Origin of the sequence: Burkholderia aenigmatica (assembly GCF_048627025.1) — a bacterium.
Taxonomy (GTDB): Bacteria; Pseudomonadota; Gammaproteobacteria; order Burkholderiales; family Burkholderiaceae; genus Burkholderia; species Burkholderia aenigmatica.
Genome location: NZ_CP184468.1, coordinates 3,289,943 through 3,309,606, shown reverse-complemented (window position 1 = coordinate 3,309,606; position 19,664 = coordinate 3,289,943). Strand labels below are relative to the sequence as shown.

Annotated in this window: 18 protein-coding genes; 12 read left to right on the top strand and 6 right to left on the bottom strand. The window is 67.8% G+C overall.

From position 1 onward, the window contains the following. Positions 1 to 4 precede the first annotated feature (4 nt). Together ACN8ZM_RS15495 and ACN8ZM_RS15490 are read left to right on the top strand one after the other, a co-directional pair. Complete coding sequence (locus ACN8ZM_RS15495; protein ID WP_420210254.1) at positions 5 to 2,017, top strand: sensor histidine kinase; 2,013 nt, start codon at positions 5 to 7, stop codon at positions 2,015 to 2,017. A gap of 94 nt (positions 2,018 to 2,111) precedes the next feature. Beyond that, a complete protein-coding gene (locus ACN8ZM_RS15490; protein ID WP_043187179.1) occupies positions 2,112 to 3,467 on the top strand; it encodes a sigma-54-dependent transcriptional regulator in 1,356 nt (451 codons plus the stop codon). A gap of 97 nt (positions 3,468 to 3,564) precedes the next feature. On the opposite strand, the gene ACN8ZM_RS15485 is transcribed toward ACN8ZM_RS15490, so the two are convergent. Then, complete coding sequence (locus ACN8ZM_RS15485; RefSeq protein ID WP_043187181.1) at positions 3,565 to 4,101, bottom strand: TlpA disulfide reductase family protein; 537 nt, start codon at positions 4,099 to 4,101, stop codon at positions 3,565 to 3,567. A gap of 160 nt (positions 4,102 to 4,261) precedes the next feature. On the opposite strand from ACN8ZM_RS15485, the gene ACN8ZM_RS15480 reads away from it, so the two are divergent. Next, complete coding sequence (locus tag ACN8ZM_RS15480) at positions 4,262 to 4,834, top strand: hypothetical protein (RefSeq protein WP_420210253.1); 573 nt, start codon at positions 4,262 to 4,264, stop codon at positions 4,832 to 4,834. 333 nt (positions 4,835 to 5,167) lie between these two features. Here the strand turns inward: ACN8ZM_RS15480 and ACN8ZM_RS15475 are convergent, their stop codons facing one another. Together ACN8ZM_RS15475 and ACN8ZM_RS15470 are read right to left on the bottom strand one after the other, a co-directional pair. Beyond that, positions 5,168 to 6,799 carry a YifB family Mg chelatase-like AAA ATPase gene (locus tag ACN8ZM_RS15475; RefSeq protein ID WP_420210252.1) on the bottom strand — a complete coding sequence of 544 codons (1,632 nt, stop codon included), beginning with the start codon at positions 6,797 to 6,799 and terminating at the stop codon, positions 5,168 to 5,170. A 419-nt stretch (positions 6,800 to 7,218) separates the two neighbouring features. Beyond that, positions 7,219 to 7,470 carry an accessory factor UbiK family protein gene (locus tag ACN8ZM_RS15470; RefSeq protein ID WP_006489451.1) on the bottom strand — a complete coding sequence of 84 codons (252 nt, stop codon included), beginning with the start codon at positions 7,468 to 7,470 and terminating at the stop codon, positions 7,219 to 7,221. A gap of 355 nt (positions 7,471 to 7,825) precedes the next feature. Here ACN8ZM_RS15470 and ACN8ZM_RS15465 point away from each other — a divergent pair, with 355 nt between their 5' ends. The 7 genes from ACN8ZM_RS15465 to ptsP all read left to right on the top strand — a co-directional run bounded on the left by ACN8ZM_RS15465 (position 7,826) and on the right by ptsP (position 15,261). Beyond that, the gene (locus ACN8ZM_RS15465) at positions 7,826 to 8,164 is read left to right on the top strand and encodes a P-II family nitrogen regulator (RefSeq protein WP_027789049.1); all 339 of its coding nucleotides are present in this window, start codon (positions 7,826 to 7,828) and stop codon (positions 8,162 to 8,164) included. Between the two features lie 37 nt (positions 8,165 to 8,201). Next, the gene (locus ACN8ZM_RS15460; protein ID WP_420210251.1) at positions 8,202 to 9,725 is read left to right on the top strand and encodes an ammonium transporter; all 1,524 of its coding nucleotides are present in this window, start codon (positions 8,202 to 8,204) and stop codon (positions 9,723 to 9,725) included. A gap of 244 nt (positions 9,726 to 9,969) precedes the next feature. Beyond that, positions 9,970 to 11,259 (top strand): glutamate--cysteine ligase, encoded by a 1,290-nt coding sequence (gene gshA, locus ACN8ZM_RS15455; RefSeq protein ID WP_043187192.1) that lies wholly within the window; start codon positions 9,970 to 9,972, stop codon positions 11,257 to 11,259. A 26-nt stretch (positions 11,260 to 11,285) separates the two neighbouring features. After that, complete coding sequence (gshB, locus tag ACN8ZM_RS15450; RefSeq protein ID WP_175026591.1) at positions 11,286 to 12,242, top strand: glutathione synthase; 957 nt, start codon at positions 11,286 to 11,288, stop codon at positions 12,240 to 12,242. 231 nt (positions 12,243 to 12,473) lie between these two features. Beyond that, entirely contained in the window at positions 12,474 to 12,944 is a 471-nt protein-coding gene (locus ACN8ZM_RS15445; RefSeq protein ID WP_043187196.1) for a PTS sugar transporter subunit IIA, read from the top strand. A 73-nt stretch (positions 12,945 to 13,017) separates the two neighbouring features. Then, entirely contained in the window at positions 13,018 to 13,287 is a 270-nt protein-coding gene (locus ACN8ZM_RS15440) for an HPr family phosphocarrier protein (protein ID WP_011353292.1), read from the top strand. Between the two features lie 201 nt (positions 13,288 to 13,488). After that, positions 13,489 to 15,261 carry a phosphoenolpyruvate--protein phosphotransferase gene (gene ptsP / locus ACN8ZM_RS15435; protein WP_043187426.1) on the top strand — a complete coding sequence of 591 codons (1,773 nt, stop codon included), beginning with the start codon at positions 13,489 to 13,491 and terminating at the stop codon, positions 15,259 to 15,261. A 73-nt stretch (positions 15,262 to 15,334) separates the two neighbouring features. Here ptsP and ACN8ZM_RS15430 read toward each other — a convergent pair whose 3' ends face one another. The 3 genes from ACN8ZM_RS15430 to gpmA form a co-directional block, all read right to left on the bottom strand. Next, positions 15,335 to 16,087, bottom strand: coding sequence for a HesA/MoeB/ThiF family protein (locus ACN8ZM_RS15430; RefSeq protein ID WP_420210250.1), 753 nt, complete (start codon positions 16,085 to 16,087; stop codon positions 15,335 to 15,337). A 104-nt stretch (positions 16,088 to 16,191) separates the two neighbouring features. Then, on the bottom strand, positions 16,192 to 17,742 hold the full coding sequence (locus ACN8ZM_RS15425; protein WP_043187202.1) for a S41 family peptidase: 1,551 nt from the start codon (positions 17,740 to 17,742) through the stop codon (positions 16,192 to 16,194). A gap of 276 nt (positions 17,743 to 18,018) precedes the next feature. Continuing rightward, positions 18,019 to 18,765, bottom strand: coding sequence for a 2,3-diphosphoglycerate-dependent phosphoglycerate mutase (gene gpmA / locus ACN8ZM_RS15420; protein ID WP_027789056.1), 747 nt, complete (start codon positions 18,763 to 18,765; stop codon positions 18,019 to 18,021). Positions 18,766 to 18,900: 135 nt separating this feature from the next. On the opposite strand from gpmA, the gene ACN8ZM_RS15415 reads away from it, so the two are divergent. Together ACN8ZM_RS15415 and grxC are read left to right on the top strand one after the other, a co-directional pair. Next, complete coding sequence (locus tag ACN8ZM_RS15415; protein WP_011353287.1) at positions 18,901 to 19,323, top strand: rhodanese-like domain-containing protein; 423 nt, start codon at positions 18,901 to 18,903, stop codon at positions 19,321 to 19,323. Beyond that, a complete protein-coding gene (gene grxC, locus ACN8ZM_RS15410) occupies positions 19,320 to 19,580 on the top strand; it encodes a glutaredoxin 3 (protein ID WP_039346228.1) in 261 nt (86 codons plus the stop codon). Before ACN8ZM_RS15415 ends, grxC begins: the two co-directional genes overlap by 4 nt. Positions 19,581 to 19,664: the final 84 nt, after the last annotated feature.

The window sequence follows — 19,664 nt, the reverse complement described above, 5'->3', positions numbered from 1 at the left end:
CACCATGAACGAGCAGGCGGCGGCACCGCCCGCCGGCGGCGCGGCCCGCGGCGGCCAGGGCGGCGAGGCGGAGGCCTATGACACAATAGGCGATCCGCATCGCCAGGAAGCCTCGACCGTGACGCGCCGCCTGCTCATTCTCGTCGTGCTTGCCGCCGCGCTCGCTGCGGCGTGCACGCTGACGTGGACGATCACCTGGCGGCGCGGCGTCGCGGAGCTGCAGCGCAACGCCGCAGTGCGCGTCGACCGCACCACCAACGCGCTCAAGAGCACACTCGACCGCTACGAATCGCTGCCCTATCTGCTCGGCAGCCATCCGTACGTGCAGGACCTGCTCGCCGAGCCGAAGCGCGCCGACTACACCGCGCGCGTCAACCGCTATCTCGAAGACCTCAACGAACACGCGCACGCGACCGTCACCTACGTGATCGGCGCGGACGGCCTGTGCGTCGCCGCGAGCAACTGGCGCGCACCCGAAAGCTTCGTCGGGATCGAATACCGCTTCCGCCCGTATTTCCTCGACGCGATGAATGGCCAGGTCGGCCGCTTCTTCGGGATCGGCACGATCTCGCGCGATCCCGGCTACTACATCTCGCAGCCCGTTTGGCGCGACGGCAGGATCGCGGGCGTCGTCGTCGTGAAGCTCAACCTCGAATGGTTCCAGGGCGCCGATGCGTCCGAGCCGCTCGTCGTCGCGGACGATCACGGCGTCGTGTTCCTGTCGTCGGTGCCCGCGTGGAAGTACCACACGCTGCGGCCGCTGACGGGGCCCGTGGCCGCGTCGATCTACGAGACGCGCCAGTATGCGCAGCAGCCCGTCACGCCGCTGCCGCTGCGCATCGAACAGGTGCTCGGCCCCGATGCGGAGATCGTGCGCCTCGGCCCCGGCCTGCGTGCGCCGCGCTTCCTCGCGAGCAAGCGGCGGATCGGCGAGCCCGACTGGCTGCTCGTCACGCTCGCGCCGGTCGCCCCCGTCGACGCCGATGCGCGCAACGCGACGATCGTCACGGGCTTCGGCTTCGTGTCGGTCGCGCTGCTCGCGTTCTACTGGCGGATGCGCCGCGCGCGCGTGCGCGAAATGATCCGCGGCCGCGCGCTGCTGCAGCAGGCGTACGCGGAGCTGAACCGGCGCGTCGAGGAGCGCACGGCCGACCTGTCGGAAGCGAACGAGCAATTGCAGAAGGAGGTCGGCGACCGGATCCGCGCGGAGCAGGAACTGCGCGCCGCGCACGACGAACTGATCCAGGCGAGCAAGCTCGCCGCGCTCGGCCAGATGGCGGCCGGCATCACGCACGAACTGAACCAACCGCTCGCGGCGCTGCGCAGCTTCTCGGACAACACGCGTGTGCTGCTCGATCGCGGCGAGCAGGGCGCCGCGCGCGAGAACCTCGAGGCGATCGCCGCGCTCACCGAGCGGATGGGCAAGATCACGAACCAGCTGAAGCTGTTCGTCGGCCGCGCGAAGCCGCGCAACGAGCAGGCGCTCGTCGTGCGTGCGCTGCGCAGCGTGCTGTCGCTGCTCGACGAGCGGCTGCGCGGCGTCGCGCTCACGCTGACACTGCAGGACGCGACCGTGTCGCCCGCGCAGGATGCGTCGCTCGACCTGGCGCGCGACTATCCCGAGCTCGTCGCGCGTTGCGAGGATCTGCGTCTCGAACAGGTGCTGATCAACCTGCTCGGCAACGCGCTCGACGCGGTGGCCGGCGTTGCGGCGCCGGCGATCGAGGTGACGATCGCGGTGTCGGCGACCACGCTCGCGGTCGAGGTGCGCGACAACGGCTGCGGCATTGCGCCCGACCTGCTGCCGCGCCTGTTCGAGCCGTTCTTCACGACCAAGGAAATGGGGCGCGGGCTCGGGCTCGGCCTGGCGATCTCGTCGTCGATCGCGAGCGACGCGGGCGGTGCGCTGACCGCGCGCAACGCGCCGTCGGGCGGCGCGCTGTTCGTCTTGACGCTGCGGCGCACGCGCACGCATCATCCGGACTCCGTGTCCGAGCCGGCGGGCACGCCGCGCTAGGTGCGCCCCGCCGCCCGCCCGATCGTCGCACGATCGGTATCAACGACGCCGCGCGCGCTGCCGCCGCGCGGCCCGTCAGGAGCAAGTGAGTACGATGGCCAACCGGCTGCAAGTGATCTATATCGAAGACGATGCGCTCGTTCGCCGGGCAAGCGTGCAGAGCCTTCAGCTGGCGGGGTTCGACGTCGCCGGCTTCGAGTCGGCCGAAGCGGCCGAAAAGGCGATCGTCGCGGATACCGCCGGCGCGATCGTCAGCGACATCCGGCTGCCCGGCGCGAGCGGGCTCGACGTGCTCGCGCAGTGCCGCGAGCGCGTGCCCGACGTGCCCGTGATCCTCGTCACGGGGCACGGCGACATCTCGATGGCCGTGCAGGCGATGCGCGACGGCGCGTACGACTTCATCGAAAAACCGTTCGCGGCCGAGCGCCTGATCGAGACGGTGCGCCGCGCGCTCGAGCGGCGCGAGCTCGTGCTCGAGAACCACGCGCTGCGGCGCGAGCTGGCCGGGCAGAACGTCGTCGCGCCGCGCATCATCGGCCGCAGCCCCGCGATCGAGCAGGTGCGCAAGCTGATCGCGAACGTCGCGCCGACCGATGCGTCGGTGCTGATCAACGGCGACACGGGCGCCGGCAAGGAGCTGATCGCGCGCAGCCTGCACGAGCTGTCGCCGCGCCGCGACAAGCCGTTCATCGCGGTCAATTGCGGCGCGTTGCCCGAGCCGATGTTCGAGTCGGAGATGTTCGGCTACGAGCCCGGTGCGTTCACCGGTGCCGCGAAGCGCCGGGTCGGCAAGCTCGAATACGCGTCGGGCGGCACGCTGTTTCTCGACGAAATCGAAAGCATGCCGCTCGCGTTGCAGGTGAAGCTGCTGCGCGTGCTGCAGGACGGCGTGCTGGAGCGGCTCGGCTCGAACCAGCCGATCCGCGTGAACTGCCGCGTGGTGGCGGCCGCGAAGGGCGACATGAGCGAGCTCGTCGCGGCCGGCACGTTCCGGCGCGACCTGCTGTACCGCCTCAACGTCGTGACGATCGCGCTGCCGCCGCTTGCCGAGCGCCGCGAGGACATCGTGCCGCTGTTCGAGCACTTCATGCTCGATGCGGCCGTGCGTTACGCGCGGCCCGCGCCGGTGCTGACCGACCGGCAGCGCGCGAGCCTGATGCAGCGCGACTGGCCCGGCAACGTGCGCGAGCTGCGCAACGCGGCCGACCGCTTCGTGCTCGGCGTGGCCGACATGCCGCAGGAGACGGGCGCGGGCGGCGACGAAGCCGACAACGAGCAGACGCTGAAGGAGCGCATCGAGCAATTCGAGCGCGCGGTGATCGCCGAGGCGTTGAACCAGACGGGCGGCGCGGTTGCCGCGACGGCCGACCGGCTGCATGTCGGCAAGGCGACGCTGTACGAGAAGATGAAGCGCTACGGGTTGTCGGCGAAAGGCGAAACCGAGCGCTGAAAAGCAGACGGACCGCGGAACCGGGTTACCCGGTCGTGCGGTCCGTCGTGCGGGGAAGGGCGCGGTGCGCGGCCCTTCGAGCCGGATCGGGCGGTGCTCAGGCCGCGTTGCTGCCGAGCGCCTTCTTGAGCAGTGCGTCGAGTTCCGCGAACTGCGGTGCGCCAACGTAGCGCTTCAGGATCTTGCCGTCCTTGTCGACGACGAAGGTCGTCGGCGTGAGCTGCACGTTGCCGAACTGCTTCGCGACGCTGCCGTCGTCGAGCGCGACCTTGAACGGCAGCTGGCGTGTTTGTGCGTAGTTCGCGACGTACATCGGCGGATCGTAGTTCATCGCGACCGCGACGAATTCCAGACCCTGGCCCTTGAAGCGATTGTAGGTATCGACCATCTGCGGCATTTCCTGCATGCAGGTCGCGCAGCTCGTCGCCCAGAAGTTCACGAGATAGACCTTGCCTTTCAGATCGCCTGCAGTCGAGACCTTCTGGCCCGACAGCAGCGTGAACGTGGCGTCCGGCACGCTGGACTTGCCGTTGAATGCGAAGAAGCCGGCGACGGCGATCGCCGCGACGACGGCGGCGGCGACGATGTAGCGGACGGGGCCGGCGCTGCGCCGGGCGGGAGGCGTGGTGTTCATCTGGTGCTCTCGGAGTCGGTCGATGACGCGGATCAATGCAAAGGACATCGAAATTCGGCGCTCATTTTAGCGCGAATGCGGCGCGCGCACCGGCGGCGGCCACACATCCCGGAATTCACGTTCGGCGGATAATGCCCGTTTTGCCTGCCCGACCCACGCCATGCCGAAGGAAGTCACCGTTTCGTTGCGCCCCCTTTTTCGTCCGCTGCGACACTTCGCCGCGCTCGCGTGCGTGAGCGTTGCGCTGGCCGCGTGCTCGCCGTCGTACGACTGGCGCACGCTGCACAACGATGCCGGCTACACGATCGACCTGCCGGCGAAGCCGACCGTCGAGAATCAGCCGGTGGTGATCGGCGGCGCATCGATGCCGATGCGGATGCAGGCCGCGCACGTTGACGGCGCGGTGTTCGCGGTCGGTACGCTGACGCTGCCGGACGACCGAGACGACACGCGCCGTGCGGCGCTCGAGTTCCTGCGCGCCGGGCTGTCCCGCAACCTCGAAGGCGCGCCGCAGACGGCTGCGGTGCCGGTGCCGCTCGCGGCCGGCGGCGCGGTGAACGGGCTCGAACTGCGCGTCGCCGGCGCGGCCGCCGGCGGCGATCGCGCGCACAAGACGATCGTCGCGCGGCTCGTCGCGCGCGGCCGGCACGCGTACCAGGCGGTCGTGATTGCCGACGGGCCGCTCACGCAGGAGCAGCTCGACCAGTTTTTCGGGTCGTTCAAACTCGACTGACGGCGGCCGGCGAGGGCGCTCAGACACTCTGTGACAACTGAAAGTTCATTCGCAGCTTTCGGCGCTAGTCGTCGGATTTTGCGGGGTTTTTTCGGCTATCCACAGCGCATGTGGATAACTTTGTTGAAAAGTTGCCCGAATTTCCCGCTGAGCCACGCCAGACGGCCTTTCGGCCCGTTTGGCGGATCGCTCGCGTTTTGAGAAAAATCAATCAAAACAATGGGATACGGATTCCGTGCCGCAAAGGTCTCGCCGAACCGGGATCCGGGGCCGGATTCGCGAAATTGTGCATAAGTCAAGTCTTGACAGCCGGTTTTTGTCCTCCGAGGGCGTTCAGAGCGCCGTCAGCGCGCGTCGGTAGCGGATCGCCTCGGCGATCTGCGCGGCCGTCGGCAGCGGGTCGCCGGCCAGGTCGGCGATCGTCCGCGCGACTTTCAGCACGCGGTAATACGCGCGCGCAGACCAGCCGAAGCGCTCGCCGGCCTCGCGCAGCAGCCGTTCGCCTTCGTTGGTCGGGCGGCACAGGTCGTCCGTCTCGCGGCCGCTCAGCATGTGATTCGTCTTGCCCTGCCGATGGAGTTGCAGCGCACGCGCCTGCGCGACCCGCGCCGCCACCGCGGCGCTCGGCTCGCCGGGCGCCGTTACGCGCGTCGCCAGTTCGGCCGGCGACAGCGCGGGCAGGTCGATCTGGATGTCGATGCGGTCGACGAGCGGCCCCGACAGCTTGCGCAGGTAGCGCGCGGCGACGTCCGGCGAGCAGCGGCAGCGCCCGGACGGATCGCCGTGCCAGCCGCACGGGCACGGGTTCATCGCGGCGATCAGCTGGCACGCGGCCGGGAAGTCGGCTTGCTGCGCCGCGCGCGAGATCGTGATGCGGCCGGCCTCCAGCGGCTCGCGCAGCATTTCGAGCACGTGCCGGTCGAATTCCGGGAGTTCGTCGAGGAACAGCACGCCGAGGTGCGCGAGCGTGATCTCGCCCGGTTGCGGCGGGTTGCGGCCGCCGACCAGCGCGGCCGCGCTCGACGAGTGATGCGGTGCGCGGAACGGCCGCCGGCGCCACTGCGCAGGCGAGAAGCCGAGGCGGCTCGCCGACAGGAGCGCGGCCGAGGTCAGCGCTTCGTCGTCGGTCAGCGGCGGCAGGAGGCCCGGCAGCCGTGCGGCCAGCATCGACTTGCCGGCCCCCGGCGGCCCGACCATCAGCATGTGATGGCCGCCCGCGGCCGCGACTTCCAGCGCGCGGCGGGCGCCGCGCTGGCCGACTACATCGGCGAGATCGGGGGCGGCTGGCATCGGCAGGCCGTCGAGGCACGGCGCCGCGACCGGGGTGAGCCGGGCGTCCGGCGCACCGGCGAGGTGCGCGCACAGCGCGGGCAGGTCCGGCGCGCCGAACACGGTGACGCCCGGCACGAGCGCGGCCTCGGCGGCGCTGGCGAGCGGCAGGTACAGCTCGGGGGCGCTCGACCCGGTGACGTCACTCCCACCCGAAGCAGAACCCCCGCCGCCGTGGCCCGAATCGGAAAGGGCGCCGGAGCGCGAACCGTACCCCGCGCCGGTTTCCGCGGCCTGCCAGTCCCGCGCCACCCCGCACGCCATCGCGAACGCGCCGCGCATCGGCCGCAGCGCGCCCGTCAGCGACAGCTCGCCCGCGAATTCGCGGCCGGCCAGCGCGTCGGCCGGGATCTGGCCGTTCGCGGCGAGGATGCCGAGCGCGATCGGCAGGTCGAACCGCCCCGACTCTTTCGGCAGGTCGGCCGGCGCGAGGTTGACCGTGATGCGGCGCACGGGGAATTCGAAGCCGCAGTTCTGCAGCGCGGCACGGACGCGCTCGCGGCTTTCGCGGACTTCGAGATCGGGCAGGCCGACGATCGAGAACGACGGCAACCCGTTGGCGAGATGGACTTCGACGGTGACGTCCGGCGCGCGGCCGGAGGCGGGCGCGCGACTGCGCACCACGGCGAGCGACATGGCGAGGCTCCTGTAAACAAGGCGGACGGGCGACGGCCGTTCGGGGCCGCATGCCGCGGGAATCGGAGAATCGGTGCGCGCTTGCCGGCGTGGCGCGGGGAAAGAACGAGGAACTGCGGAACGACGGACAGCGAAGAGCGGGGGTGCTGCGAAGAGCGAGGGACGGCGAAGAGCGAGGGACAGCGAAGAGCGAGGGACGGCGAAGAGCGAGGGACGGCGAAGAGCGAGGGACGGCGAAGAGCGAGGGACGGCGAAGAGCGAGGAACCGCGAAGAGCGAGGAACAACGAAGAGCGGGGGTACTGCGGAGAACGACGGACGACGAAGAGCGGGGACGATCTCAGTACTTCAGTACTTCGGAGGCGGCGGGCGCGGGCCGCACGAGGCGGCCCGCGCCCGGACCTTGCGGCCGGGTGGGGCGTCAGGCTTGCGGCGCGGCGAGCTTCTGCTCGAGTTCCGCGACGCGTTTCTCGAGTTCCTCGAGGCGCACGCGGGTGCGGGCGAGCACCTGGGCCTGCGTGTCGAATTCCTCGCGCGTGACGAGATCGAGTTTCGAGAAGCCTTGCGACAGCATGGCCTTCACGTTGCGCTCGACGTCCTTGGCCGGCGAGTTTTTCAGCAGATCGCTGACGCGCGACTGCAGATCGTTGAAAACGTCGCTGGGTTGCTTCATGTGATTCCCCTTCCTTGCACAAAAAATGTGCATCTTCAGTTGCGTACGTGCCCATGATGCACGCATGACCGGAAATGGTGCGCCCGGAGCGCGAATTCCGGGCATGGCGCCCGCATGGGTGAATGCCCCGGTGATCCGGGACGTGCGTGCACTCTAGCAACGATCCTTTCGCCGCGCCAGCAAACCGGGCCATGTTGACCATTCGGCCGGGCTTCCGCACCTTACATCACGGGATGCGACCCCTTGATGAAGCCCTTTGAAACGGTGCTCGGGCCAACATGGCATGCGAGTTGCTGAGAAGAGTCCGTTACAACATTCCAACCAATTCGACGGGACAACCCAGCGAGAGGACTTCATGAAACTCATTACCGCAATCATCAAGCCGTTCAAGCTCGATGAGACGCGCGAGGCGCTGTCGGCCCTCGGCGTCTCGGGCATCACGGTGACGGAGGTGAAAGGGTTCGGGCGCCAGAAAGGGCATACCGAGCTGTACCGCGGCGCCGAATACGTGGTCGATTTCCTGCCGAAGATGAAGATCGAGGCCGCCGTGTCCGACGATCTCGTCGACCAGGCGGTCGAGGCGATCGAGCGGGCCGCGCGCACCGGCAAGATCGGCGACGGCAAGATCTTCGTCACGGCGATCGAACAGGTGATCCGGATTCGCACCGGGGAGACCGGCGCAGACGCGCTGTAACAGAACAGACAAGACAAGCGACAAGAGGAAACCCAAGATGCGCAAACTTCTGATGTCCCTGCTGATGGCCGGCTCGCTGATCGCGGCCGGCGTCGGCTCCGCGCTCGCCGACGACGCGGCATCCGCCGCGGCTGCGTCCGCGCCCGCCGCAACGGCTTCCGACGCCTCGGCTGCCGCCGCGCCGGCCGCTTCGGCGCCGGCTGCAACCGACGCATCCGCCACGGCCGCCACGGCCGCCGCCGCCGCACCGGCCTCGGGCGCCACCGACGCCTCGGCTGCCGCTGCCGCATCGGCACCGGCCGCACCCGCTGCGCCGACCGCACCGTTCTCCGTCGATTCGTCGAAGATCAGCGCGGGCGACACCGCGTGGATGCTGACCTCCACCGCGCTCGTGCTGTTCATGACGATCCCGGGCCTCGCGCTGTTCTACGCGGGCATGGTCCGCAAGAAGAACGTGCTGGCGACGGTGATGCAGAGCTTCGCGATCACCGCGGTGATCACGGTGCTGTGGACGGTGATCGGCTACAGCCTCGCGTTCACGCCGGGCAACGGCTTCATCGGCGGCCTGTCGCGCGCGTTCCTGCACGGGATGAACTACATCCACGGCGACAAGGCGACGACGCTGACCGTCAGCCACCTCGCGCCGACGATTCCGGAATCGGTCTACTTCGTCTACCAGATGACGTTCGCGATCATCACGCCGGCGCTGATCTGCGGCGCGTTCGCCGACCGCATGAAGTTCTCGGCGATGCTCGTGTTCATGACGCTCTGGTCGCTGATCGTCTATGTGCCGATCGCGCACATGGTGTGGGAGCCGACCGGCTGGCTGTCGTCGGACGGCGTGCTCGACTTCGCGGGCGGCACCGTGGTGCACATCAACGCCGGTATCGCAGGCCTCGTGTCGTGCCTGATGCTCGGCAAGCGCGTCGGCTTCGGCCGCGAATCGATGGCGCCGCACAACCTCGTGCTGACGATGATCGGCGGCTCGATGCTGTGGGTCGGCTGGTTCGGCTTCAACGCGGGTTCGGCGGTGGCGGCTGACGGCCGTGCCGGCTTCGCGATGCTGACGACGCAAGTCGCGACGGCCTGCGCGGCGCTCGGCTGGATGTTCGCCGAGTGGATCTCGCACGGCAAGCCGTCGGTGCTCGGCATCGTGTCGGGTGCGGTCGCGGGCCTCGTCGCGATCACGCCGGCGGCCGGCTTCGTCGGCGTGACGGGTGCGCTCGCGATCGGTATCGCAGCCGGCGTCGTGTGCTTCTGGTCGGCGACGTGGCTCAAGTCGAAGCTCGGCTACGACGATTCGCTCGATGCGTTCGGCGTGCACGGCGTGGGCGGGATTCTCGGCGCGCTGCTGACGGGCGTGTTCGCGGTCAAGGATATCGGCGGCGCCGACGGCAGCCTGCTGCTGCAGGCCAAGGGCGTGGCGATCACGCTGGTCTACAGCGGCGTGCTGAGCTTCGTGCTGCTGAAGCTGATCGACCTGACGATCGGCCTGCGCGTGTCGGAAGAGGAAGAGCGCGAAGGCCTCGACGTGGTGCTGCACGGCGAGCACGTCGAATAAGTCATAAGAATGACCGGCGGGCCGCCGCGACGACGGCGCCCGTCACGAATGAGCGCAGCGACTTCGGCCCGCCCCACCCGGCGGGCTTTTTTTCTCCTGCTGCGCGCTGCCGTAGCGCATAACCCTTCGCGCTATCGGGTCAATAGCCGAAAACTTCCTCCAAACCCTTGCGAAGCCGGGAACAATCCCCAAATGGGCAAAGCAATTGCTCTACAATCTTCATTCTCCCGCTCGCGAGTGATTCATGGTTCCCCACCTCGTTACCGCGTTGAACGGTCCGCTGCTCGAACTCGAGCAGAAGATCCTCGACGCGACGCCTGCGATCGAACGCTGGTTCAGGCTCGAATGGCAGGAACATACGCCGCCGTTCTATTGTTCGGTGGACCTGCGCAACGCCGGCTTCAAGCTGGCGCCCGTCGACGCGAACCTGTTTCCCGGCGCATTCAACAATCTGCCGTCCGAAGTGCTGCCGCTCGCCGTGCAGGCCGCGATGGCCGCAATCGAGAAGATCTGCCCGGACGCGAAAAACCTGCTCGTGATTCCCGAGCTGCCGACCCGCAACGCGTTCTACCTCGAAAACGTCGCGCGCCTCGCGACGATCATGCGCCAGGCCGGCCTGAACGTGCGCTTCGGGTCGCTCGACCCGAGCATCACCGACATGACGCCGATCACGCTGGCCGACGGCCAGAAGATCGTGCTCGAACCGCTCGAGCGTTCGCAGCGCCGCCTCGGCTTGAAGAATTTCGATCCGTGCTCGATCCTGCTGAACAACGACCTGTCGGCCGGGATTCCGGGCGTGCTGGAAAACCTGCACGAGCAGTACCTGCTGCCGCCGCTGCACGCGGGCTGGGCCGTGCGCCGCAAGTCGACGCACTTCTCGTGCTACGACGACGTCGCGAAGAAGTTCGCGAAGATGGTCGGCGTCGATCCGTGGATGGTGAATCCGTATTTCGCGCACGTGGAAGGCGTCGACTGGCAGGCGCATGAAGGCGAGCAGGCGCTCGCCGACGCGATCGACGGCGTGCTGAAGAAGATCGCGCGCAAGTATCGCGAATACGGGATCAGCGAGAAGCCGTACGTCGTCGTGAAGGCCGACGCGGGCACGGCGGGGCGCGGCGTGATGACCGTGCACGACGCGGCCGAGATCGGCCGCATGTCGAAAGCCGAGCGCGCGCAGATGGCCGAGTCGAAGGCCGGCCTCGCGGTGCGCGACGTGATCGTGCAGGAAGGCGTGTATACGTTCGAGCGCGTTGGCGACGAAGTCGCGGAGCCCGTCGTGTACATGATCGACCGCTACGTGGTCGGCGGCTTCTACCGCACGCACGCCGGCCGCGAGCGCGACCAGAACCTGAACGCGCCCGGCATGCACTACGTGCCGCTCGGCTTCGAGCACACCGCGCTGCCGGATGCCGGCGCGAAGCCGGGTGCCGCGCCGCCGAACCGTTTCTACATGTACGGCGTCGTCGCGCGGCTGTCGCTGATCGCGTCGTCGATCGAACTGGAAAAGACCGATCCCGAAGCCATCCAGGTGTAACGGACCTTCGCCAAGTACAGGACCTCATGGACATTCTCTTTATCGCCGACCCGCTCGAGCGCTTCAAGATCTACAAGGATTCGACCTACGCGATGATGGCGGAGGCCGCGCGGCGCGGGCATGCGATCTACGCGTGCGAGCCGCGCCACCTCGCGTGGACGGGTTCCGCCGTCGAGGCCGACGTACGGCGCGTCACGTTCGTCGGCGAGCTGGACGACCTCCATCGCGACACCTGGTACGAAGAAGGGCCCGTCGATGCGCGCCGCCTCGAATCGTTCGGCGCGGTGCTGATGCGCAAGGATCCGCCGTTCGACATGGAATACGTGACGTCCACCTGGCTGCTGGAGCTGGCCGAGCGCGCGGGCGCACGCGTGTTCAACAAGGCGCAGTCGATCCGCGACCATTCGGAGAAGCTCGCGATCGGCGAGTTTCCGCAGTTCGTCGCGCCGACGCTCGTCACGCGCGATGCGAAACGGCTGCGCGCGTTCCATGCCGAGCACGGCGACGTGATCCTGAAGCCGCTCGACGGGATGGGCGGGATGGGCGTGTTCCGCGTGAAGCCGGACGGCATGAACCTCGGTTCGATCATCGAGATGCTGAGCCACGACGGCACGCGCTCGGTGATGGCGCAGAAATTCATCCCCGAGATCAAGGCCGGCGACAAGCGCATCCTGCTGATCGGCGGCGAGCCGGTGCCGTATTCGCTCGCCCGGATTCCGCAGGGCAGCGAGGTGCGCGGCAATCTCGCGGCGGGCGGGCTCGGTGTCGCGCAGCCGCTGACCGCGCGCGATCGCGAGATCGCCGACACGCTCGGCCCGGTGCTCGCGGCACGCGGGCTGCTGCTGGTCGGCCTCGATGCGATCGGCGACTGGCTGACCGAGGTGAACGTCACGAGTCCGACGTGTTTCCGCGAGATCATGGAGCAGACCGGCTTCGACGTCGCCGCGATGTTCATCGACGCGCTGGAGCGTGCGGCCGCGTAGGCCGTCTCCCGCGCAACCCCGGCGGCGGGCCGCGCAGGTCCCCCGTCGCCGGAGCAGCTCGACCGGCCTGCTACAATGCCCGCTTGCCCGGTGCCGCGATCGCGCACCGAAGGCCCGGCGGTCGGGCCGAACCTGTTGCAAGGCTGATCATGAAACGTTTCCCACACTCGCTACGCTCATTGCCCCACCGCGGGGTGTCGGCCCGCCAGGGGCGGCCGGGAGCGATCTGACATGGCCGGGATTCTGATCATCGCGCACGCCCCGCTCGCCACCGCGCTGCGGGACTGCATCGCGCACATCTACGGCGGCGTGCCCGCACGCATCGGCTGTATCGACGTGATGGCGGACAGCGATCCGACCCAGGTGATGGCGTTCGCGCACGCGGAACTCGCGCGGCTCAGGGAAGAGAACGGTGTGGTCGTGCTGACCGACATGTACGGCGCGACGCCGGCGAACATCGCGGGCCAGCTCGCGAAGCTCGACAACGTGCGCGTGCTCGCGGGCGTGAACCTGCCGATGCTCGTGCGGGTCGTCTGCTACCGCACCGTGCCGCTCGACAAGCTGGTCGACAAGGCGCTGTCCGGCGGCGCGAAGGGCGTCCACGAGGTGTCGGCCGGTACGCCGCCGCCGCCGACGGAAACCGGCTGCGGCCAGTGCGCACCGATTCCGCCCGAACCGCAGCCGCGCACCGAGTCGCACTGATTTCCCGTTTTCCGTTTTAGACAGCACCGCCGACGCGCGCCGCCGGCGGCCCCGACCGACCCGACCGAGAATCATGCTTCAACAAGAAACCACCATCGTCAATAAATTGGGGCTCCATGCGCGCGCATCGGCCAAGCTCACGCAACTGGCCGGCAACTTCCAGTCGGAAGTCTGGATGACACGCAACGGGCGCAAGATCAATGCGAAGAGCATCATGGGCGTGATGATGCTGGCGGCCGGCATCGGCAGCACCGTGACGATCGAGACCGAAGGGTCCGACGAGCAGGAAGCGATGGACGCACTGCTGAAGCTGATCGCCGACAAGTTCGGCGAAGGCCAGTGATCCTCACGCGGGATCGTTGCCGTTTCCAGCCAGAATGCCGCGGATTCCGCGGCATTTTTTTCGTCGGAAGCATTGATGCGGAATGCGCAATGCTGCGGTGCATGCAGTCAGCGGGGAGTCGCGGAATTTATAATCGCTAACCGGGGTCATAAGCGCATCGCAGCAGTGTGCCGCGGCTTTACTTGTACAGAGGAGGTGCGCGTGTCCTTCACGCTGCATGGCATTCCCGTCTCACGTGGTATCGCGATCGGGCGAGCGTATCTGATCGCGCCGGCGGCGCTCGACGTCGCCCATTACCTGGTCGAGGCAAACCAGATCGATGCGGAGGTCGAGCGCTTCCGCACGGCGCTCGAGGTCGTGCATCACGAACTCGAAGCGCTGCGCGCCGATCTGACCGACGACACCCCGAGCGAAGTCGGCGCATTCATCGACGTGCACGCGATGATCCTGAGCGACGAGATGCTCGTGCAGGAGACCATCGACCTGATCCGCACGCGCCGCTACAACGTCGAGTGGGCGCTGACCGAGCAGCTCGAGCTGCTCACGCGCCACTTCGACGACATCGAGGACGAGTACCTGCGCGAGCGCAAGGCCGACATCGAGCAGGTGGTCGAGCGCGTGCTGAAGGCGCTCGCCGGTGCGCCGTCGGCGTCGCAGGCACTGGATCGCGCGGCCAAGAACGGCACGAACGAGATGATCGTCGTCGCGCACGACATCGCGCCGGCCGACATGATGCAGTTCAAGTCGCAGTCGTTCCAGGCGTTCGTCACCGACCTCGGCGGGCGCACGTCGCACACGGCGATCGTCGCGCGCAGCCTCGGCATTCCGGCCGCGGTCGGCGTGCAGCACGCGAGCGCGCTGATCCGCCAGGACGACCTGATCATCGTCGACGGCGACCAGGGCATCGTGATCGTCGATCCGGCGCCGATCGTCCTCGAGGAATATTCGTACCGGCAGTCCGAAAAGTTGCTGGAGCAACGCAAGCTGCAGCGTCTGAAGTTCTCGCCGACGCAAACGTTATGCGGCACCAAGATCGAGCTGTACGCGAACATCGAGCTGCCCGACGACGCAAAGGCGGCCGTCGAGGCCGGCGCGGTCGGTGTCGGGCTGTTCCGTTCCGAGTTCCTGTTCATGCATCAGAAGGAGATGCCGGAGGAGGAGGAGCAGTTCGCCGCGTACAAGCGGGCCGTCGAGTGGATGAAGGGCATGCCGGTGACGATCCGCACGATCGACGTCGGCGCGGACAAGCCGCTCGAGGCGCTCGACGAAGGCTACGAGACGGCGCCGAACCCCGCGCTCGGCCTGCGCGCGATCCGCTGGAGCCTGTCCGAGCCGCAGATGTTCCTCACGCAGTTGCGTGCGATCCTGCGCGCGTCCGCGTTCGGCCAGGTGAAGATCCTGATCCCGATGCTCGCGCACGCGCAGGAGATCGACCAGACGCTCGACCTGATCCGCGAGGCGAAGCGCCAGCTCGACGACGCGGGGCTCGCCTACGATCCGAACGTGCGGATCGGCGCGATGATCGAGATTCCGGCCGCGGCGATCGCGCTGCCGCTGTTCCTGAAGCGGTTCGATTTCCTGTCGATCGGCACGAACGACCTGATCCAGTACACGCTCGCGATCGACCGCGCCGACAACGCGGTCGCGCACCTGTACGACCCGCTGCATCCGGCCGTGCTGCACCTGATCGCCTATACGTTGCGCGAAGCGAAGCGCGCAGGCGTGTCGGTGTCGGTCTGTGGGGAGATGGCCGGCGATCCGGCGCTCACGCGCCTGTTGCTCGGGATGGGGCTCACCGAGTTCTCGATGCACCCGAGCCAGTTGCTGGTCGTGAAGCAGGAGATCCTGCGTGCGCACCTGAAGGCGCTCGAAAAGCCGACGGCCGACGTGCTGGCTGCGTTCGAGCCGGAGGAAGTGCAGGCCGCGTTGCAGCGCCTGTCGGTTGCCGAACCGCGCGCCGACGCGGCTGCGTAGGCGCTCACGGCGCCGCTCAGACTGTAGGGAAGTGTCACAACGCATGCGCCGAACGGCGCATGCCCGTCGCGCGTCAGTGCCGGCCCCCGCACACGGGGCAGTCGGCCTGGCGCGCGATTTTCATCGTCGTCCATTCCATCCGCAGCGAATCGAGCATCATCAGCCGCCCGTTGAGCGTCTTGCCGATGTCGCCGATCACGCGCAGCGCCTCGGCGGCCTGCATCGCGCCGATGATCCCGACCGTCGGCGCGAACACGCCCATCGTCGCGCACGCGACTTCCTCGAACGGCTGGTCTTCCGGAAACACGCACGCATAGCAGGGCGCGGCCGGGTCGCGGAAGTCGAACGTGCTGATCTGCCCGTCGAAGCGCAGCGCGGCGCCCGACACGAGCGGCACGCCGTGCGCGACGCACGCGCGGTTGATCGCGTGCCGCGTCGCGAAGTTGTCGGTGCAGTCGAGCACGACGGTCGCGCGCGGCACGTGCGCGTCGAGCCACGCGTCGTCGACGCGCTCGGCGACCGCGTGCACCTTCACCTCGGGGTTCAGCTGCGCGAGCGCGTCGCGCCCCGATTCGACCTTGTGGCGGCCGACCGATGCCGTCACGTGCAGGATCTGCCGCTGCAGGTTCGTCAGGTCGACCGTATCGGCGTCCACGAGCGTGATCGTGCCGACGCCCGATGCCGCGAGGTACATCGCGGCGGGCGAGCCAAGACCACCCGCGCCGACGACGATCGCATGCGCATCGAGAAAGCGCTGCTGCGCCTCGATGCCGATTTCGTCGACGAGGATGTGACGGGAGTAGCGAAGGAGTTGATCGTCGTTCATGGGGAGTCGTGGGCGAGGCGGCGGACGTGTCGTTATTTTAGGCGCGCATGAAAAACGGGCCATCGCGGTCTTCCCGCGATGGCCCGTCGGATGCCGGCCGGCGCTTACTGCGGCGCGGACGCGGGCTTCGGTGCGGCTGCCGGCTTCGCGCTTGCGCCCGATGCCTTCGAGCCCGCCGCAGCCTTGCCGGCCGGGCTCTTCGTCGTGCTCTCGGCGAGCAGCGACTTCGATTCCTGGACCGGCTTGCCTTCGAGCTTGTTGAGCGCCTGCTGCATCATGAAGTCGTCGGCGCTGCCGAACTCGATCGGCTTGCGATCGCGATCCTTCTGGCGCTGCTCCGGCGTCTTCTTGTCGTTCTGCTCTTCGAGGATCCGCAGCTGATCCATCCGGCGCTGCTCGCGGTCTTCCTGTTCCTTCTTCTCGTTCGGATCCTGCGTGTTCGCGAGGTGGTTCGAGTAGTCGACCTCACGCGTCACGAGCACGTCGTCCGGATCGCCGTCCGCGTACTGATCGACCGGCACGTCCGGCGTGATGCCCTTGTTCTGGATCGAACGGCCGCTCGGCGTGTAGTAGTACGCGGTAGTCAGGCGCAGCGCGGTGTCGGCCGTCATCGGGCGGACCGTCTGCACCGAACCCTTGCCGAACGTCGTCTTGCCCATGATCTGCGCACGCTTCGAATCCTGCAGCGCACCGGCGACGATTTCCGACGCGGACGCCGAATAGGCGTTCGTCAGCACGATCATCGGCACGGTCTTGAAGACCGGCGGCAGGTTCTTCAGCGGATCGCCGTCGAAGGACGGCAGGCGATAGTTGTCGTACGTATCGCGGTAGACCTGCTTCGAATCGGCGATCTGGCCGTTGGTCGACACGACGACGGAGTCGGGCGGCAGGAACGCGCCGGCCACGCCGACCGCGCTCTGCAGCAGGCCGCCGCCGTTGTTGCGCAGGTCGAGGACGAGGCCCTTCAGGTTCGGCTGCTGGCGTGCGATGTCCTGCAGCTTCTGGGCGAGATCGGGCGTCGTGCGCTCCTGGAAGCTCGTGATGCGGACATACGCATAGCCCGGATCGAGGATCTTCATCTTCACGCTCTGGACCTTGATGATCGCGCGTGTGACGGTGACCGGGAACGTGCGGTCGTCGCTCTTGCGGAAGATCGTCAGCGTGACCTTGGTGCCCGGCTCGCCGCGCATCTGCTTCACGGCCTTGTCGAGCGTCATGCCGCGCACCGGCTTGTCGTTGATGCGCGTGATCAGGTCGCCCGGACGGATGCCGGCGCGGAACGCGGGCGTATCTTCGATCGGCGAGATCACCTTGACGAGGCCGTCTTCCTGCGAGATCTCGATGCCGAGACCCGCGAAGCGGCCCTTCGTCTGCTCCTGCAGCTCGTCATAGTCGGTCTTGTCGAGGAACGACGAGTGCGGGTCGAGGCTCGACACCATGCCCTTGATCGCGGCCGTCAGCAGCTTCTTGTCGTCGACCGGTTCGACGTACTCGCGCTTGATCTGTCCGAAGACTTCCGCGAACAGGCGGAGCTGGTCGAGGGGAAGCGGCGCCGTGGCGGTCTGCTCGGCCGATGCGGAAACCTGCAGCGTGGCGAACACGCCCGTGGCGAGGCCCGCGGCAATCAGGCCGATGTTCTTCAATTTCATTCGCATAGAGATCTGGTGCGGTCGGGAAGCGCGTGGCGGTAGCGGGGATGATGTAGCGGACAAGTATAACTGTTCGTCCGATAACTCAGTGGAACGGCGCGAAAAGCGTCGAAAAGGGCCGGGAGCCAGCCCGGCGGGGCACCGCCGCATGCGCTGCGGGTTCGAAAGCGGTTTCGACAGCGCCGGAGCCGCGAAGGTTCGCGCAGTGCGCCGGGCAGGGGCAGGGGCAGGGGCGGGGGCCGGGCACGCCGCGCCGGACGCGGCTCACCCGGCCGACGGGCGTCAGCCCGCCTTGCCCTGCTTCGCGACGGCGGCTTGCGCCTGCGCGATCGCGTCCTGGTCGCCGAGGTAATAGTGCTTGATCGGCTTCAGGTTTTCGTCGAGTTCATACACGAGCGGCACGCCGTTCGGGATGTTCAGGCCGACGATGTCGCTGTCCGAGATGCCGTCGAGGTACTTGATCAGCGCGCGCAGCGAGTTGCCGTGCGCGGCGATCAGCACCTGCTTGCCGGCGCGGACTGCCGGCGCGATCGACTCGTTCCACAGCGGCAGCACGCGCGCGACCGTATCCTTCAGGCATTCGGTGAGCGGCAGCTGCTCGCGCGGCACCTTCGCATAGCGCGGGTCGTTGAATGGCGCGCGTTCGTCGGTCGGCTCGAGCGCGGGCGGCGGCGTGTCGTAGCTGCGGCGCCACACGAGCACCTGGTCGTCGCCGAACTTCGCGGCCGTTTCCGCCTTGTTCAGGCCCGACAGCGCGCCGTAGTGGCGCTCGTTCAGGCGCCACGAGTGGACGACCGGCAGGTACATGAGGTCCATCTTGTCCTGCACGTGCCACAGCGTGCGGATCGCGCGCTTGAGGACGGACGTGTACGCGATGTCGAACGTGTAGCCGGCCTCCTTGAGCAATTCGCCGGCCTGGTAGGCCTCGTTGCGACCCTGTTCGGTCAGGTCGACGTCGACCCAGCCGGTGAAGCGGTTTTCCTTGTTCCACGTCGATTCGCCGTGGCGGATGAGAACGAGTTTGTACATGGATCTTGCGGTCGGTAGTGAAGGAAGCTGTGGCGCATCGAGCAGGACCCGACCCGGGCCCGCCATCGCGCAAGACGGTTATTTTATAATGGCGGGATTGTCCTCATCCGATTTCTCTTTTTCCGGCGGAATTCCGTGACGTTCTTTACCGATTACACCAACCTGGCCCTTATCGCGATCCTGGTGGTATCCGGCGGCCTGCTGGCCTGGCCCGCGCTGCGCCGCGGCCGTGGCGGCCTGTCGGCCGCAGAGGCGACGCAACTCATCAACCGCCGCAACGCGGTCGTGATCGACGTGCGCGCCGCGTCCGATTTTGCTGCCGGCCACCTGCCGTCGGCACGTCAGGTCGCGGCGGGCGAGATCGGCACGAAGATCGCGCAGGTCGCGAAGAACAAGAGCACGCCGGTGCTGCTCGTCTGCCAGAACGGCCAGCAGTCGCAGAAGGCGGCGCGCGAGGTCGAGGCGGCGGGCTACGCCGAGGTGCACGTGCTCGAGGGCGGCGTGGCCGCCTGGCAGCAGGCCGGGATGCCGGTCGTCAAACAAGGAGTGGCGAAGTGAACAAGGTTTTGATGTACAGCACGCAGGTGTGTCCGTATTGCATCCAGGCCGAGCGCCTGCTGAAGCTGCGCGGTGTCGAGCAGATCGAGAAGGTCCTGATCGACCGCGATCCGGCCCGCCGCGATGAAATGATGACGCGCACGGGGCGCCGCACGGTGCCGCAGATCTATATCGGCGACACGCACGTCGGCGGTTACGACGATCTGTCGAAGCTCGACCGTGAAGGCGGGCTCGTCCCGCTTCTGCAAGCGGCCTGATTAGGGCAGAATGGCCGCCGGCCGCGCTGCGGCTTGAGCGCGCAGGATTATCCGAGGCGGCCGGCGAGAAGCCGGGCCGCCCCG